This window comes from Micromonospora mirobrigensis, assembly GCF_900091555.1.
Lineage (GTDB): Bacteria > Actinomycetota > Actinomycetes > Mycobacteriales > Micromonosporaceae > Micromonospora > Micromonospora mirobrigensis.
On the sequence record NZ_FMCX01000001.1, the window covers coordinates 1,070,111 to 1,084,436 of the forward strand.

The following is a 14,326-nucleotide window of genomic DNA, read 5'->3' on the forward strand; positions in this document are numbered from 1 at the left end:
CCCTGAGGGTCGCCTAAGGTGCCGGGTGGGGCGAGCCGCCGCGGGCGTACCGAGCAGCCAGAAGCCAGGAGAAGCGACATGGCCGACTTCAAACCGGGCCTGGAGGGCGTCGTCGCCTTCGAGACCGAGATCGCCGAACCCGACCGGGAGGGCGGTGCGCTGCGCTACCGCGGCGTGGACATCGAGGACCTGATCGGCCAGGTCTCCTTCGGCAACGTCTGGGCCCTGCTGGTCGACGGGCGGTTCGGCCCCGGCCTGCCGCCGGCCGAGCCGTTCCCGGTGCCGGTGCACTCCGGTGACATCCGGGTCGACGTGCAGTCCGCCGTCGCCATGCTCGCCCCGTACTGGGGGCTCAGCCAGCTGCTGGACATCTCCGACTCCCAGGCCCGCGCGGACCTGGCCCGGGTGTCGGTCACCGCGCTCTCCTTCGTCGCCCAGTCGGCCCGTGGCCTCGGCCTGCCGGCCGTGCCGCAGAAGGAGATCGACAAGGCCTCCACGATCGTCGAGCGGTTCATGAAGCGCTGGCGCGGCGAGCCGGACCCGCGGCACGTCAAGGCCGTCGACGCGTACTTCATCTCGGCCGCCGAGCACGGCCTGAACGCCTCCACCTTCACCGCCCGGATCGTCGCCTCCACCGGCGCGGACGCCGCGGCCTGCATCTCCTCCGGCATCGGCGCGCTCTCCGGCCCGCTGCACGGCGGCGCCCCCTCCCGGGTGCTGACCATGCTCGAGGCCGTCGAGCGCAGCGGCGACGCCGAGGGGTACGTCAAGGGCGTCCTGGACCGCGGCGAGCGGCTGATGGGCTTCGGCCACCGGGTCTACCGGGCCGAGGACCCGCGCGCCCGGGTGCTCCGGCGTACGGCCAAGGAGCTGGGCGCGCCCCGCTTCGAGATCGCCGAGGCGCTGGAGAAGGCGGCCCTGGCCGAGCTCCAGGCGCGCCGCCCGGACCGGGTGCTCGCCACCAACGTCGAGTTCTGGTCGGCCGTGGTGCTGGACTTCGCCGAGGTCCCGGCGCACATGTTCACCTCGATGTTCACCTGCGCCCGGATGGGCGGTTGGTCGGCGCACATCCTGGAGCAGAAGCGGCTCAACCGGCTGGTCCGCCCGTCGGCGCGCTACATCGGCCCGGGCACCCGCAAGCCGCACGACGTCGAGGGCTGGGCCGCCATCCCGCACGGCGTCTGAGGCGCAAGGAGGGGCCCCCTCTTAACGCCTCCGGTATAGGAAGGGCCCCCTGTTAACAACCGCGAAGGCCCCGACCGTCCCGGTCGGGGCCTTCCGCGTACCCGAGCAGGGACCGGTGTGGCGCATGCCTCAGTGGCCGGGGTGGGACCAGCCACCGGGTGGGCCGGGCCGGGTGCGAGGATGAAGGCCGGCAGAGTCGCCGGACCGGGCCCGGATCCCGGCCGCCGTGCGCCCGGCGCGCGCGTCCGCCGCCGATCCGTGCCCGCGTGAAGGGCCCGCCCTCGCCCATGCGGAAGGATCGAGACAACCGTGGCTGACGCACCGACCATCCGGATTCCCGACGAGCTCCTGCCCGCCGACGGCCGTTTCGGCTGCGGCCCGTCCAAGGTCCGCCCGACGGCGGTCTCCGCGCTCGCCGACGTCGCCACCAGCTACCTGGGCACCTCGCACCGGCAGAAGACGGTCCGCGACCAGGTGGCCCGGCTGCGTCGAGGGCTCGCCGAGTTCTTCTCGCTGCCCGAGGGGTACGAGGTGGTGCTCGGCAACGGCGGCACCACCGCCTTCTGGGAGGTGGCCACCTTCGGGCTGGTCCGCGACCGGGCCCAGTTCGCCAGCTTCGGCGAGTTCGGCGCGAAGTTCGCCAAGTCGGTCGCGGACGCGCCGTTCCTGGGCGAGCCGACCGTGCGCAAGTCGGAGCCGGGCACCGCGCCGTCGCTTCAGGCCGAGGCGGGCGTGGACGTCTACGCCACCCCGCACAACGAGACCTCGACCGGCGTCGCCGTGCCGATCTCCCGGGTGCCCGGCGCCGACGAGGGCTCGCTGCTGCTGGTCGACGCCACCTCCGGCGCCGGCGGGCTGGACGTCAACGTCGGCGAGACCGACGTCTACTACTTCGCCCCGCAGAAGTGCTTCGGCTCCGACGGTGGCCTCTGGCTGGCCCTGATGTCGCCGGCCGCGCTGGAGCGGGCGACCGAGATCAAGGGTTCGGGGCGCTACATCCCGGCCTTCCTCGACCTGGTCACCGCGATCGACAACTCGCGGCTGGAGCAGACGTACAACACCCCGGCGCTGGCGACCATCTTCCTGGCCGCCGAGCAGACCGACTGGATGAACTCGCAGGGCGGCCTGACCTGGGCGGCGAAGCGCACCGCCGAGAGCGCCGGCATCGTGTACGGCTGGGCGGAGCGCTCGTCGTACGCCACCCCGTTCGTGGCGGACCCGGCGTTGCGGTCCAACGTGGTGGCCACCATCGACTTCGCCGACGAGGTGGACGCCTCGGCGATCGCCAAGGTGCTGCGCGCCAACGGCATCGTGGACACCGAGCCGTACCGGAAGCTGGGCCGCAACCAGCTGCGGGTGGCGCTCTTCCCGGCGGTCGAGCCGGCCGATGTGGAGGCGCTGACCGCCGCCATCGACCACGTGGTCGAGCGACTGTAGACGCCGTCGTTACGGTGGGTGGTCGCCGGTCCGCCGGCGACCACCCACCGTGATCATCGTTGCAGCTCAGTCGCGACATGCGGGTGTCGGATCCCCCACCTGTGGGCAGATGAGCGTACGGTGGTCCGAGACGCCCGGGTGGCCGGCTCGTGGCGTGACGGCCAGCGAAGCGGGACGGAGGCTACGCCATGCGCCCAGTACGCTTCGTCGCCCTCTCCGAGGACGGCCAGGCTCTGGTGCTCGCCGACGAGGTCGGGCGTCTGCTCGCCCTCCCGATCGACGAGCGCATCGCCTCGGCGCTGCACGCCGAGCCGGGGGCCCCGCCGCTCGCGGTGGTGTCGACCGCCGCCGATCCGCTGCCGTCGCTCTCCCCGCGGGACATCCAGGCGAAGATCCGTTCGGGCGAGTCCGCCGAGGACGTCGCCCGGGTCGCCGGCGTGCCGGTCGACCGGGTGCTGCGCTACGCCGGCCCGGTGCTCCAGGAGCGGGCCATGCTCGCCCAGCACGCCCGCCGCACCCGGCTCAAGGGCGCCGAGAAGCCGACCCCGCTGGCCGAGGTGGTCAACGGCCGGCTGGCCCAACACGGCATCGACACCGAGAAGATCTCCTGGGACGCGTACCGCCGCGACGACGGCACCTGGCGGATCATCGCCACCTGGCCGTCGGGCAAGGCCACCGCGCAGGCGGTCTGGGACCTGGACAAGACCCGGCAGAACGTCGTCCCGCACGACGACATGGCGCAATACCTCTGCGCCGAGCGGCCCACGCCGATCCTCGGTCAGGAGCCGGCACCGGAGCGGGGCGGTCACGGCCTGCCCGGCCCGTCGCGCGGTGAGCCGAGCCGGGGTGGGCACGGGCTGCCCGCCGCCGCCGGCGAGCCGCGCTCCGGCCGGGACCCGATCCGGGCCGGGCGGGACGCCCTGCTGGCCTCGCTGGACCGGCCGCTCGGCGGCACCTCCGGTCGCGGGCTCGACCCGCGGTCCCCGGCCGCGCTGGCCGGCTCCGACGCGCCCCGGCAACGGGCCGTCGGCGGGGGCGCGGCGGCACTGCTCGGCGGTGGTCAGGGTTCGGCGTTCGACGACGACTCGGACGCGCCCAAGGAGGTCCCGGCCGTGCCGTCGCTGGCGGTGCTCCGGCCCCGCCGCACCGGAACGGCGGCCGCCGCGGCTGCCGCCGGCGAGTCCACCGACGCGTCGGGCAAGCCGCGCAAGCGCCTGCCGAGCTGGGACGACGTGCTCTTCGGCACCGGCCCGGCGGCGCGCGAGTCCTCCTGATCCGATCCACCCTGGCCGCGGCAACGTAAGGCACTCGAAGTCGCCGCGTGCCAGGGTGGAGTCATGGAGTACACGAATCTGGGGCGCACCGGGCTCTCGGTCAGCCGGCTCTGCCTGGGCACGATGAACTTCGGGCCGCAGACCAGCGAGCCGGACAGCTTCGCCATCATGGACCGGGCGCTGGAACACGGCATCAACTTCTTCGACACCGCGAACGTCTACGGCTGGAAGCTCGGCGAGGGTGTCACCGAGCAGATCATCGGCCGCTGGTTCGACCAGGGCGGCGGCCGGCGGGACAAGGTGGTGTTGGCCACCAAGGTCTACGGCAAGATGAGCGACTGGCCCAACGACCAGGGACTCTCGGCCCGGCACATCATCCGGGCCTGCGAGGAGTCGCTGCGCCGGCTGCGCACCGACACCATCGACCTGTACCAGATGCACCACGTCTCCCGGACCACGCCGTGGGAGGAGATCTGGCAGGCGATGGAGACGCTTGTCGCGCAGGGCAAGGTGCTCTACGTCGGCTCGTCCAACTTCGCCGGTTGGCACATCGCCCAGGCGCAGGCCGCCGCCGGCCGGCGGAACTTCCTCGGCCTGGTCTCCGAGCAGTCCATCTACAACCTGCTCACCCGGCACGCCGAGCTGGAGGTGATCCCGGCCGCCCAGCACTACGGCCTCGGCATCATCCCCTGGTCGCCGCTGCACGGCGGACTGCTCTCCGGGGTGATCCGCAAGATGGCGGAGGGTGGCGCCGCGCGCGGCACGTCCGGCCGCGCCGCCGACGCGCTGGCCGAGCACCGACCGACCATCGAGGCGTACGAGAAGCTCTGCGCGGACCTCGGCCACGACCCGGCCGACGTGGCGCTGGCCTGGCTGCTCTCCCGGCCGGGGGTGACCGCCCCGATCGTCGGCCCGCGCACCATGGACCAGCTGGACCGCAACCTGGGCGCGCTCGACGTCGACCTGGACGAGGCGACGCTGAAGCGCCTCGACGAGCTCTTCCCGCCGGTCGGCAACGGTGGCCCCGGCCCGGAGGCCTGGGCCTGGTAGGTCGGCCCGCCGCCTGGCCGGGTCAGAGGGGCCAGGCGGCCAGGCGGTCGTACGTGGGGCGGGGGCCCTGGTGGCTGCGAACCAGGACCAGCTCCGTCGCCGGCCACTCGGGGCCGAGGTAGCCGTCCAGAGCGGCCCGGTCGGCCGCCACGTCGGCGGCGTCCATCCGGTCGCCGGGTCGGGCGATGGTCAGGTGCGGCCGGAACGGCTTCTCGTCGTGCGGCAGCCTGGCCCGGCGCAGACCGATGCGGATCAGTCTGGCCAGGGTGGACAGTTCCGCCACGTCACCGCGCAGGTCGACCCAGAGGATGGTGAACCGGCCCCGCCCGAAGCTGCCACCGCCGCCGAGGCGCAGTCGCGGGGAGCTGTCCCGCCCGGCCCGGAACGTCTCGGCGGCGAGCCCGAGGGCGCTGGTCACCTCGGTCAGGCGGCTCCCCTCCACCTCACCGAGGAAGGCGAGGGTGAGGTGGGCGTTCGCCGGGTCGGCGAGCCGTACGTTTGTCCCGGCGGCGGTGGCGGCGCCCACCCGCAGCCGGGTCACCCGGTCGGTGAGGTCGTCGACCGCCGCGGGGGGCGGGTACACGGCGACGAAGAGTCGCACCGGTCAGCGGTGCCGCTGGCGCTGCTCGGGGCGGGCGGCAGGCAGGGTGAGGCCGGCGGCGTGCAGCAGGCCCTCGACCCGCAGCCGCTCGATCTCCCGGTCGACGCCGTCCAGGTCGGCGAGGTGCTCCGGGATGCCGAGGGCCTGACAGGCGGCCCGCAGCCGCTCGTCGTACGCCTCGATCACCGCGCCGTGCCAGACCACGGACCGGCCGGTGGCCGCGCGCCGGTGCCCACCGAGGCGGCGCAGGTCGGCGGCGACCTGTTCCAGCGGCCGGCGGCCGTCCCGGTCGAACTCGGTGAGGTCGATGTCCCGGGTGAGCGAGTCGGCCTCGAGGGCCCGGTCGAGCCGGGCGATGGTGCGCCGTTCCCGCCGCCCCTCGCGCCACTCGGCCCAACGGCAGGCGACCCGGTCGATGATCTCGTCGGCGCAGAAGAGGGCGGCGAAGGCCGCCGGTAGGCAGGCGACAGCGACGAACGCCAGGGTCAGCGTCACCGCACCAGGGTCACCCACATCTCGACGCTAAGGCCAGCGGAGAGCCGCCGCCACCGGATTGGCGTTATCCGGAACGTCGCCCGGCGGCCGTCCCGCCGGGCGCCGGGCGCACCCGGACCGGATCCGATCAGCCGCCCGCCGGGGCGGTCGAGCGGCGACCGTTGACCCGCGCCGGCTGCCGGGCGGTCAGCAGTCCGGGGCGGAGACCACGTAGAACCGGGGCATCGGCAGCACCCGGAACCGGAGCCGGGCGCCGGAGCGGCGCAGCTGCCAGGTGAGCGCGAGCAGGGCGGTGACCAGCGAGATCAGCCCACCGATCCAGATGCTGGCGCCCGCACCGTAGGTCTCGGCGAGCCAGCCGATCACCGGGGCGCCGACCGGGTTGGTGCCGAGGAAGACCAGCACCCACAGCGCCATCACCCGGCCCCGGAAGGCCGCGTCGACGCCGAGCTGGATGCGCTGGTTGGCGGCCTGGGCGAAGAAGACCATGCAGAAGCCGGTGGGCAGCAGCAGGGTCACCACCAGCCAGTACGCGGGCGCGAAGCCGACCAGGGTGCCGAAGACCGAGCAGGCGACCGCCGCGCCGAGCACCACCCAGACCGACGGGCGGCTGCGGCGGCCGGTGCCGGCGAGCGCCCCGGCCAGCGCGCCGACCGCCAGGGCGCTGCTGAACAGGCCGAACGAGGCGGCGCCGGTGTTGAAGACGGTCTTGGCGAGGGCGGCCAGGGTGAGCTGGAAGTTGAACAGCGAGGTGGCGATGATCGAGATCATCACCATCGGCAGCAGCAGGTCGGGGCGGCGCCAGACGTACCGCAGGCCGTCGATCACCTTGGCCTGGTCTCGTTCACCGATCGGCGGCAGCTCCTTGCGGTGCAGCTCGGCGGGGCGCATCCGGACCACGTTGACCAGCGGGGCCAGCGAGCTGAACGCGGTGACCAGGAAGACCGGGCCGACGTCGAAGGCGGCGATGGCGAGGCCGGCGACGGCCGGGCCGACGATCCGGGCCGAGTTGAAGGTGGCCGCGTTGAGGGAGAGCGCGTTGGGCAGCAGCTCGGTGCCGACCAGTTCGCTGACGAACGCCTGCCGGACCGGGGTCTCCACGGCGTTGGCGGTGCCGAGCAGGGCGGCGAAGGCGAAGACGTGCCAGAGCTGCACCAGCCCGGTGATCACCAGCGCGGCCATGGCCAGGGCGAGGACGGTCCAGAACGCGTTGGCGACGAAGAGCAGCAGGCGCTTGTCGTACCGGTCGGCGAGGCGGCCGGAGATCAGGGTGAGCAGCAGGACCGGGGTGAACTGGAGGGCGGTGACCACACCCAGCGCGGTGGCCGAGTTGCCGGAGAGGTCGAGGACGAGCCAGTCCTGGGCGATGAACATCATCCAGACGCCGATCAGTTTGATCAGCTGTCCGGTGGCGAAGAGCCGGTAGTTGCGGACTTTCAGGGACTGGAACATCGTGCTCAGCTTCGCCTGCACTCTTGGTGCGCCTCCTCGGGTCGCGCGTACGCGTCATCGACGTCGGACGGCGCGGACCGCGAGGTGCGGTCAGGCGCGGGCGAGCTGCTGGAGGATCTCGGCGGCCCGCCGCAGCGTGTCGCGTTCCTCCTCGCCGAGCGCTTCGAGCCGGCTGGCCAGCCACTCGTCGCGGGCCCGCTCGAACTTCTCGAGCACGGCCCGGGCCCCCTCGGTAGCCGCCAGGATGACCTGCCGTCCGTCGGTCGGGTGGGGGGTGCGCTGCACGAGGCCGCGCTCCTCCAACTTCGCGACGATCCTGGTCATCGTGGGCGGCTGCACCCGTTCGATGTCGGCCAGCTCCCGTGGGGTCAGCGCGCCGGCCAGCTTGAGGCTGGTCAGCGCGGAGAGCTGGGTGACCGTGAGGTCACCGACCGGGCGGGCCTGTCGGACCCGCCGGTTGAGCCGGGTGATCGCATCCCGCAGCTGGGGGGCCAGCTGCGCCGGTGGCACGCGTTCCGCCGTCACCGTCCGCTCCGTCACAGTCGTTAGCTTATCTAATGAGCATGGCTAACGACATGCGATATGACCACACTCACGGGAGGTTTGCCCTGCTCCGGGCCAGGTATCCGGTTCGCCCCCGGCCCGGAGCGGGGCGTCAGAGCACCGCGGACTCGATCGGCCCGCGCAGGAAGTACAGCACGAACAGCAACGCCACGAAGTAGAGCAGCGGGTGCACCTCGCGGGCCTTACCCTTGGCGAGCTTCACCAGGACGTAGGTGATGATGCCGGCGCCGATGCCGTTGGAGATCGAGTACGTGAACGGCATCAGCACGATGGTGAGGAACGCCGGCACGGCGATCTCGTAGTCGGTCCAGTCGATGGTCCGCACCGCAGTCATCATCAGGAAACCCACCACCACAAGCGCGGTCGAGGCCGCCTCGAACGGCACCACCGTCGCCAGCGGCGCCAGGAACATCGCCAGCAGGAACAGCACGCCGGTGACCAGGTTGGCCACGCCGGTGCGGGCGCCCTCCGCGACACCGGCGGCACTCTCGATGTACGACGTGTTGCTCGAGACACTGGCCGCGCCGCCCGCCGCCGCGGCGATCGAGTCCACCAGCAGGATCTCCCGCGCCCGCGGCGGGGTGCCCCGCTCGTCGAGCATGTCCCCCTCCTGGCCGATGGCGACCATCGTCCCCATCGTGTCGAAGAAGTCCGTGATCAACAGCGTGAAGACGAACATCAACGGCACCAGCCAGCCGACCCGGCTCCACGAGTCCAGCACGTTGAAGTTGCCGATCAGGGACAGGTCGGGGACGTCCACCACCTTCTCCGGCAGCGCCGGCACGTTCAGCGACCAGCCCTTCGGGTTCGGCTGACCGTTGACGAACGACGGGCCGACCTTCGCGATCGCCTCCACGACGATCGCCAGCACGGTGGAGGCGAGGATGCCGATCAGGATCGCGCCGCGCACCCGGCGTACCACCAGCACGATCGTGATCAGCAGGCCCACCACGAAGACCAGCATCGGCCAGCTGACGATCTTGCCGTTGATGCCCAGGCCCACCGGCACGGTGGTGTTCGCCGCGTCCGGCACCCGTCGCACGAAGCCCGCGTCGACCAGGCCGATGATGGTGAGGAAGAGCCCGATGCCGACGCCGATCGCTGTCTTCAGCTGGGTGGGCACCGAACGGAACACCGCCGTACGCAGCCCGGTGAGCACGAGGATCGCGATCACCACACCCTCGATCACCACCAGACCCATGGCGTCCGCCCAGGTCATCTCCGGGGCGATCTCGAAGGCGACCAGCGCGTTGACGCCCAGCCCGGCGGCGAGCGCCATCGGGAACCGGCCGACCAGCCCCATCAGGATCGTCATCAGGCCGGCCACCAGCGCGGTCGCGGCGGCCAGCGCGGGGATCGGGAGCTTGTTGCCGTCGCCGTCGACGGCCCCGCCCAGGATCAGTGGGTTGAGCACCACGATGTACGCCATCGTGAAGAAGGTGGCCAGGCCACCCCGCACCTCGCGGCTCATCGTCGAGCCGCGGGCGGAGACCTCGAAGAAACGGTCGAATCCGGAGCGGGGGTGAGCGGGATCGGGAACGGTGCCGTGGTCCGGCGGCGGCGCAATGGCCATCAGGTCCCTCGCAGGTGATCTTCGGACTGTCGCGCGCATCGTCGCAGATCAGTGGCCGGCAGGGGAAGGCGATCGCGTACGCTTTGCCGGTGCCTCAGCAGCAGCCGCCGCGGCCGGAGCCGCTCGACCCGCCGATGGTCCCCTTCGTCCTCGCCGGGCTGGTGGCGTGGGCGGTGGCCGGTCTGGTCCTGCTGATCTTCTTCCGGGGCTGGCTCACCGAACACGGCCACCAGAACTGGCTCTGGACCTGCCTGGCCGGTTTCCTGTGGGGCTTCCCCGGTCTGGCCACGATGATGCGGCACGACGCGCACCGGCGTCGCCGCCGGGAGGCCGCCGCCGCGCGGGGCTGACCGGTCAGGGGTGCCCGTACGGCTCGGCCGGCTCCGACGCCTCCACCGAGCCGGGGGCGCGGCTCACCGAGATCGCCTCGACGGCGCTGTCGTCGTACACGGTCGGCAGCTCGTCGACGGGCGTCTCGGGGGTCTCGGTCAGCGTCTCGGAGTGCGCGCCGCAGCCGTGGTCGGCGGAGACCACCCGGCCGTCGTCGGGGGCGTAGAAGTTGCCGCAGGCGCCGAAGGACTGCCGCAGCGCGCCGGCGAGCGGCAGGTAGAAGCCGCAGCTGCCGCAGCGGGCGGCGGCGGGCGCCGCGGTGGAGATGGGAGCGTCGGGGCCGTGGTCGCCGTCGTACCAGCGCTGGGCGGCCTCGGCGCGGCCCTCCCGGGACAGCACCCGAGGACGGCCCAGGCCGAGCTCCCACGCCGTCTCCTCGACCGCCGGGTCGTCGGAGAGCAGGTAGCCGGGGGCGAGCCGGTCGTCGTCGGCGGGGGTGACCAGCAGGTCGCCGGGGCCCAGGTCGCCCGGCTTGAGCCGCTCCTGCCAGGGCACCCAGCCGGGGGCGAGCAGCGCGTCGGAGCCGGGCAGCAGGACCGTCTCGCAGATGGTCACGGTGCGGCTGCGGGGGACCCGGGTGACGGTGACCGCCCAGCGCCAGCCCCGGTAGCCGGCCATCAGGCATTCGAAGTAGTGGGTGACGAGCCGATCACCTTCGGCGACGGCCTGCAGGTGGGCGCCGACGTCGGAGGGGTCGACCTCGGTGATCGCGGCGCGCGCCACATCGACGGCGGCGGCGCAGACCTGGTCGAGGCGGACGCGGGTGGAGGCGGGCCTGGTCACCGGTCCATTGTTCCCCATGCCCGGCGCGGACCGACAGGCACTCCCCGGTGAGCTTCTCCGCCGTGCTGCGGCGTTCGCGGGTCGAATGGGCGAGGATGGAGCACATGCCGTTGTTCTCCCGTCCCGAGCGGTCTCTCCTGGGGCGGACCGTGGGTACCGGAATCCGGGCCACCCGGCTGCTGCTGCGCGGTTCGGTGAGCAGCGGCCGCTGGATGACCCGGCGGGCCGGCTCGGCCCGGGCCCGCAGCGCCGGCAACGAGGTGGGCATGGTCCGCCTCTTCGACCTGCACGCGGTCTCCTGCGCGGGGGACACGCTGATCGCGATCGGCCTGGCCGGGACGATCTTCTTCGACGTGCCGCTCGGCGAGGCGCGCAACAAGGTGGCGCTCTACCTGCTTGTCACGATGGTGCCGTTCGCGATGCTGGCGCCGGTGGTCGGCCCGCTGCTGGACCACTTCCGGCACGGCCGCCGGTACGCGCTGGCCGCCACCATGCTGGGCCGGGCCTTCCTGGCCTGGTTGATCTCGGACTATCTCGGCGGCTTCGGCCTGTACCCGGCGGCCTTCGGGGTGCTGGCGCTCTCCCGGGCGTACGGCGTGGCCCGCTCGGCGGCCGTTCCCCGGCTGCTGCCGGAGGGGCTGGGCCTGTCCCAGGTCGGGGCGCGGGCCAGCGTCTACGGGACGGTGGCGGGCGCCCTGGTGGCGCCGCTCGGCCTGGCGGCGTTCTGGTTGGGGCCGCAGTGGCCGCTCCGGGTCGCCTCGGTGATCTTCCTGGTCGGCATGGTGATCGCGTTGCGGCTGCCGCCGAAGGCGGACTCGGAGCCACCCGAGCGGGTGCCCCGGCCGCTACGCGCGCTGCGCCGCCAGGACCGGGACCGGCCGCTGGGCCGGGGCCGTCCGGCGGGCCGGCTGGTCATCGCCACCCTGATCGGCTCCGCCAGCCTGCGCGGCATGTACGGCTTCCTGCTGCTCTTCCTCGCGTTCGCGATCAAGTCCGGCGACCTGACCACCGACTTCCTCGGTCGGCAGCTGAGCCCGCAGGCCGCGCTGGGCCTGGTCGGCGGCGCGCTGGCGGTGGGTGGCTTCCTGGCCACCGCGGTCGGCACCCGGCTGCGCATCCACCGTCCCACCGCGATCCAGTCCAGCTCGCTGATCATCGTGGCCGGGGTGGCGGTGCTGGCCGCGGTGAAGTTCTCGCTGCCCCTGGTGGCCGTGCTCTGCCTGGTGACCGCCCTGTTCAGCGGGCTGGCGAAGCTGGCGGTGGACGCCTCCATCCAGGAGCGCATCCCGGAGCGGCTGCGGGCGAGTTCGTTCGCGCACTCGGAGACGGCGCTGATGCTCGCCTTCGTGGCGGGCGGCGCGCTCGGCCTGGTGCCGTTCACCGGCCGGGTGGGGATCCTGGTGGTCGCCGGCGTGGCGGTCCTCGCCGCCGCCCGGGGCGCCCTGGTCGCCGGCCGGCTGCGCGCCGAGCGGCTGGCCGGGCGCCCACTCGACGACGCCGAACTGGCCGAGCAGGACCGCCAGGCGGAGGCCGAGCAGGCCGAGGCCGTTCGCCGCGCGGAGGCCGAGCAGGCCGAGGCCACCCGCCGGGCCGAGGCCGAGGCCGAGGCGGCTCCCACCTCGCCCGCGCCGACCGGGGCCGGCGTGCCGGGTCAGGCGGACCAGGCCGGGCTGGCGCCGCCGGGCTACCACGTCTACCGGCCCTCCTCGTCGGTCTCCGGGCCGAGCGGGGCGGACGACGAGCAGCGCCGCAACTCCCCCGGCCCGGTGTCGTGACCGGCCTACTGGTGGTGACCGCCGTACCGGCGGAGGCGGAGGCGGTCCGCGCCGGCCTGACCGACCCGACGGTGACGGTCCGTCCGGTGGGGGTGGGCCCCGCGGTGGCGGGTGCGGCCACGGCCCGGCTGCTCGCCCTCGCGGAGGCGACCGGCCATCCGTTCCGGGCGGTGGTGAGCGCCGGCATCGGCGGTGGCTTCGCCGGTCGGGCGCCGGTCGGCGGCACCGTGCTCGGCACCCGCAGTGTCGCCGCCGACCTGGGCGCCGAGTCGCCGGAGGGCTTCATCCCGATCGACGAGCTGGGCATGCCGCCCGAGTGGCTGGGCGGCGGCCCCTCGGTGGACGCCGACCCGGGCCTGCTCGCCGACCTGCGCCAAGCGCTGCCGGCGGCGACCGTGGGCGCGGTGCTGACCGTCACCACGGTCACCGGCACGGCCGCCAGCACGCTGGCCCTGGCCGACCGGCACCACGACGCCGTGGCCGAGGCCATGGAGGGGTACGGCGTGGCCGTCGCCGCCACCCAGGCCGGCCTGCCCTTCGTCGAGCTGCGCACCGTCTCCAACCCGATCGGCCCCCGCGACCGCGACACCTGGCGCATGCGGGAGGCCTTCGCCGCCCTCACCGAGGCCGCCCGCGCGCTGGGTTGAGCGGCCGGTCCAGCTCCAGCGCCACCGGCCGACTGTTCGCACCACGGAAACCGCAGGCGACGAGGAAGTCGATGCTCTGCCCATCCGCCACGGCGCGGGCGCGAGTGATCCCGGCCGCCACCATCCGAGCCGCCATGCAGGCGAGCAGTCGACCGCCGATGCCCAACCGGCGGTACTGTCGAGCGACCAGCACTCCGTCGAGCACCAGTTCAGGCCCCTCTTCGTCGCCGTACTCGAGGTGGTCGCCGTACTCGAGGTGGTCGCCGTACTCGAGGTGTGGGCCGCGCTCGTGGGCACGCAACTCCCCGACCAGCGCTCCGCCGGGCAGTTCGGCAACGAACCGCCAGCAGTTGTCGGGTCTCCCATCGTCGTCGACCCAGCGCACCACGGTCGCGCCTCGGACCTGCTCGCCCCACCGGCGGAGATCCCGGTAGCGCCGGCTCCGCTCGTAGGCCGCCGGCGGCAGCTTCAGCGGGTACCGCTCGGGTGGGAGCTTGTACCAGTCTGCCCACCAGGCACCGGGCCAGTCCTTCGGCTCCCGCACCGGCCAGGCGTCCAGGTGTGCCGGATAGCGCCGGTCAGCCATGTCCCGCATGTCGTCGTGCGGCACCGGCGGGACGGCGCAGGCCAACGTCCCGCCGCTGTGATCCGTCCCCTCGCCGCCCGGATGCTCGCCTCCGGTAGGTGCCTCGACGGTGATGGTGATCCGGCAGGCCATCGCACGTGCCAGCCGTTCGACCGTGCGGAACCGCGGGTCGGTGGCGCGGCCGGACTCGATGCGCGCGATCGTGGCCTGCGGCACGCCCGACCGCTCGGCAAGGTCACGCTGGCTGAGATCGGCGTGGCGACGCAGTGCCCGGATCGTCCGCCCGAGATCGGCCATGGGGGTGCGGACGGGGTCCGGGTGCGGGGAATCGACCGGTGTGGGGTCCGTGGTCACCAGTTCAGGCTCAACCAACCCGTTGGCGTCATCAACAGGCACTCCATGCCTGTGGATAACGCTGTGGAAAAGCCGGCCGCCTGGGGATGACCCGGTAGTGGCGAACGCTTTGGAGCTGATGACGTAAACGATTCACCGGCACTCGGCCGGCCCCGAGCCG

The 14,326-nt window shown here is 73.3% G+C and carries 14 protein-coding genes; 7 read left to right on the plus strand and 7 right to left on the minus strand.

Annotation, left to right across the window (positions count from 1 at the left end):
• The first annotated feature begins 78 nt into the window (after nucleotides 1–78).
• The 4 genes from GA0070564_RS05020 to GA0070564_RS05035 all read left to right on the plus strand — a co-directional run bounded on the left by GA0070564_RS05020 (nucleotide 79) and on the right by GA0070564_RS05035 (nucleotide 4,946).
• On the plus strand, nucleotides 79–1,185 hold the full coding sequence (locus GA0070564_RS05020) for a citrate synthase 2 (protein ID WP_091603100.1): 1,107 nt from the start codon (nucleotides 79–81) through the stop codon (nucleotides 1,183–1,185).
• A 309-nt stretch (nucleotides 1,186–1,494) separates the two neighbouring features.
• Nucleotides 1,495–2,622 carry a phosphoserine transaminase gene (gene serC, locus GA0070564_RS05025; RefSeq protein WP_091603103.1) on the plus strand — a complete coding sequence of 376 codons (1,128 nt, stop codon included), beginning with the start codon at nucleotides 1,495–1,497 and terminating at the stop codon, nucleotides 2,620–2,622.
• A 188-nt stretch (nucleotides 2,623–2,810) separates the two neighbouring features.
• Nucleotides 2,811–3,896, plus strand: coding sequence for a septation protein SepH (sepH, locus tag GA0070564_RS05030; RefSeq protein ID WP_091603106.1), 1,086 nt, complete (start codon nucleotides 2,811–2,813; stop codon nucleotides 3,894–3,896).
• Nucleotides 3,897–3,959: 63 nt separating this feature from the next.
• Nucleotides 3,960–4,946, plus strand: coding sequence for an aldo/keto reductase (locus GA0070564_RS05035; RefSeq protein ID WP_091603109.1), 987 nt, complete (start codon nucleotides 3,960–3,962; stop codon nucleotides 4,944–4,946).
• Between the two features lie 22 nt (nucleotides 4,947–4,968).
• On the opposite strand, the gene thpR is transcribed toward GA0070564_RS05035, so the two are convergent.
• The 5 genes from thpR to GA0070564_RS05060 all read right to left on the minus strand — a co-directional run bounded on the left by thpR (nucleotide 4,969) and on the right by GA0070564_RS05060 (nucleotide 9,631).
• Entirely contained in the window at nucleotides 4,969–5,547 is a 579-nt protein-coding gene (thpR, locus tag GA0070564_RS05040) for an RNA 2',3'-cyclic phosphodiesterase (protein ID WP_091603111.1), read from the minus strand.
• A gap of 3 nt (nucleotides 5,548–5,550) precedes the next feature.
• On the minus strand, nucleotides 5,551–6,042 hold the full coding sequence (locus GA0070564_RS05045) for a hypothetical protein (protein ID WP_245669808.1): 492 nt from the start codon (nucleotides 6,040–6,042) through the stop codon (nucleotides 5,551–5,553).
• 186 nt (nucleotides 6,043–6,228) lie between these two features.
• Nucleotides 6,229–7,515, minus strand: coding sequence for an MFS transporter (locus GA0070564_RS05050; RefSeq protein WP_091603116.1), 1,287 nt, complete (start codon nucleotides 7,513–7,515; stop codon nucleotides 6,229–6,231).
• Between the two features lie 69 nt (nucleotides 7,516–7,584).
• Nucleotides 7,585–8,034 (minus strand): MarR family winged helix-turn-helix transcriptional regulator, encoded by a 450-nt coding sequence (locus GA0070564_RS05055; protein WP_176730544.1) that lies wholly within the window; start codon nucleotides 8,032–8,034, stop codon nucleotides 7,585–7,587.
• A 115-nt stretch (nucleotides 8,035–8,149) separates the two neighbouring features.
• Nucleotides 8,150–9,631, minus strand: a complete 1,482-nt coding sequence (locus GA0070564_RS05060) for an NCS2 family permease (RefSeq protein WP_091603119.1) — start codon at nucleotides 9,629–9,631, stop codon at nucleotides 8,150–8,152.
• 89 nt (nucleotides 9,632–9,720) lie between these two features.
• Here GA0070564_RS05060 and GA0070564_RS05065 point away from each other — a divergent pair, with 89 nt between their 5' ends.
• A complete protein-coding gene (locus GA0070564_RS05065) occupies nucleotides 9,721–9,981 on the plus strand; it encodes a DUF2530 domain-containing protein (protein WP_091604588.1) in 261 nt (86 codons plus the stop codon).
• A 4-nt stretch (nucleotides 9,982–9,985) separates the two neighbouring features.
• On the opposite strand, the gene GA0070564_RS05070 is transcribed toward GA0070564_RS05065, so the two are convergent.
• On the minus strand, nucleotides 9,986–10,822 hold the full coding sequence (locus tag GA0070564_RS05070; RefSeq protein WP_091603122.1) for a DUF3027 domain-containing protein: 837 nt from the start codon (nucleotides 10,820–10,822) through the stop codon (nucleotides 9,986–9,988).
• An 86-nt stretch (nucleotides 10,823–10,908) separates the two neighbouring features.
• On the opposite strand from GA0070564_RS05070, the gene GA0070564_RS05075 reads away from it, so the two are divergent.
• Both GA0070564_RS05075 and GA0070564_RS05080 read left to right on the plus strand, forming a co-directional pair.
• Nucleotides 10,909–12,579: an MFS transporter gene (locus GA0070564_RS05075; protein WP_091604591.1), complete on the plus strand. Its 1,671-nt coding sequence runs from the start codon at nucleotides 10,909–10,911 to the stop codon at nucleotides 12,577–12,579.
• A complete protein-coding gene (locus GA0070564_RS05080) occupies nucleotides 12,576–13,226 on the plus strand; it encodes a futalosine hydrolase (RefSeq protein WP_091603125.1) in 651 nt (216 codons plus the stop codon). Before GA0070564_RS05075 ends, GA0070564_RS05080 begins: the two co-directional genes overlap by 4 nt.
• Here the strand turns inward: GA0070564_RS05080 and GA0070564_RS05085 are convergent.
• A complete protein-coding gene (locus tag GA0070564_RS05085) occupies nucleotides 13,198–14,166 on the minus strand; it encodes a GNAT family N-acetyltransferase (RefSeq protein ID WP_141714700.1) in 969 nt (322 codons plus the stop codon). The genes GA0070564_RS05080 and GA0070564_RS05085 overlap by 29 nt on opposite strands.
• Between the last annotated feature and the right edge of the window lie 160 nt (nucleotides 14,167–14,326).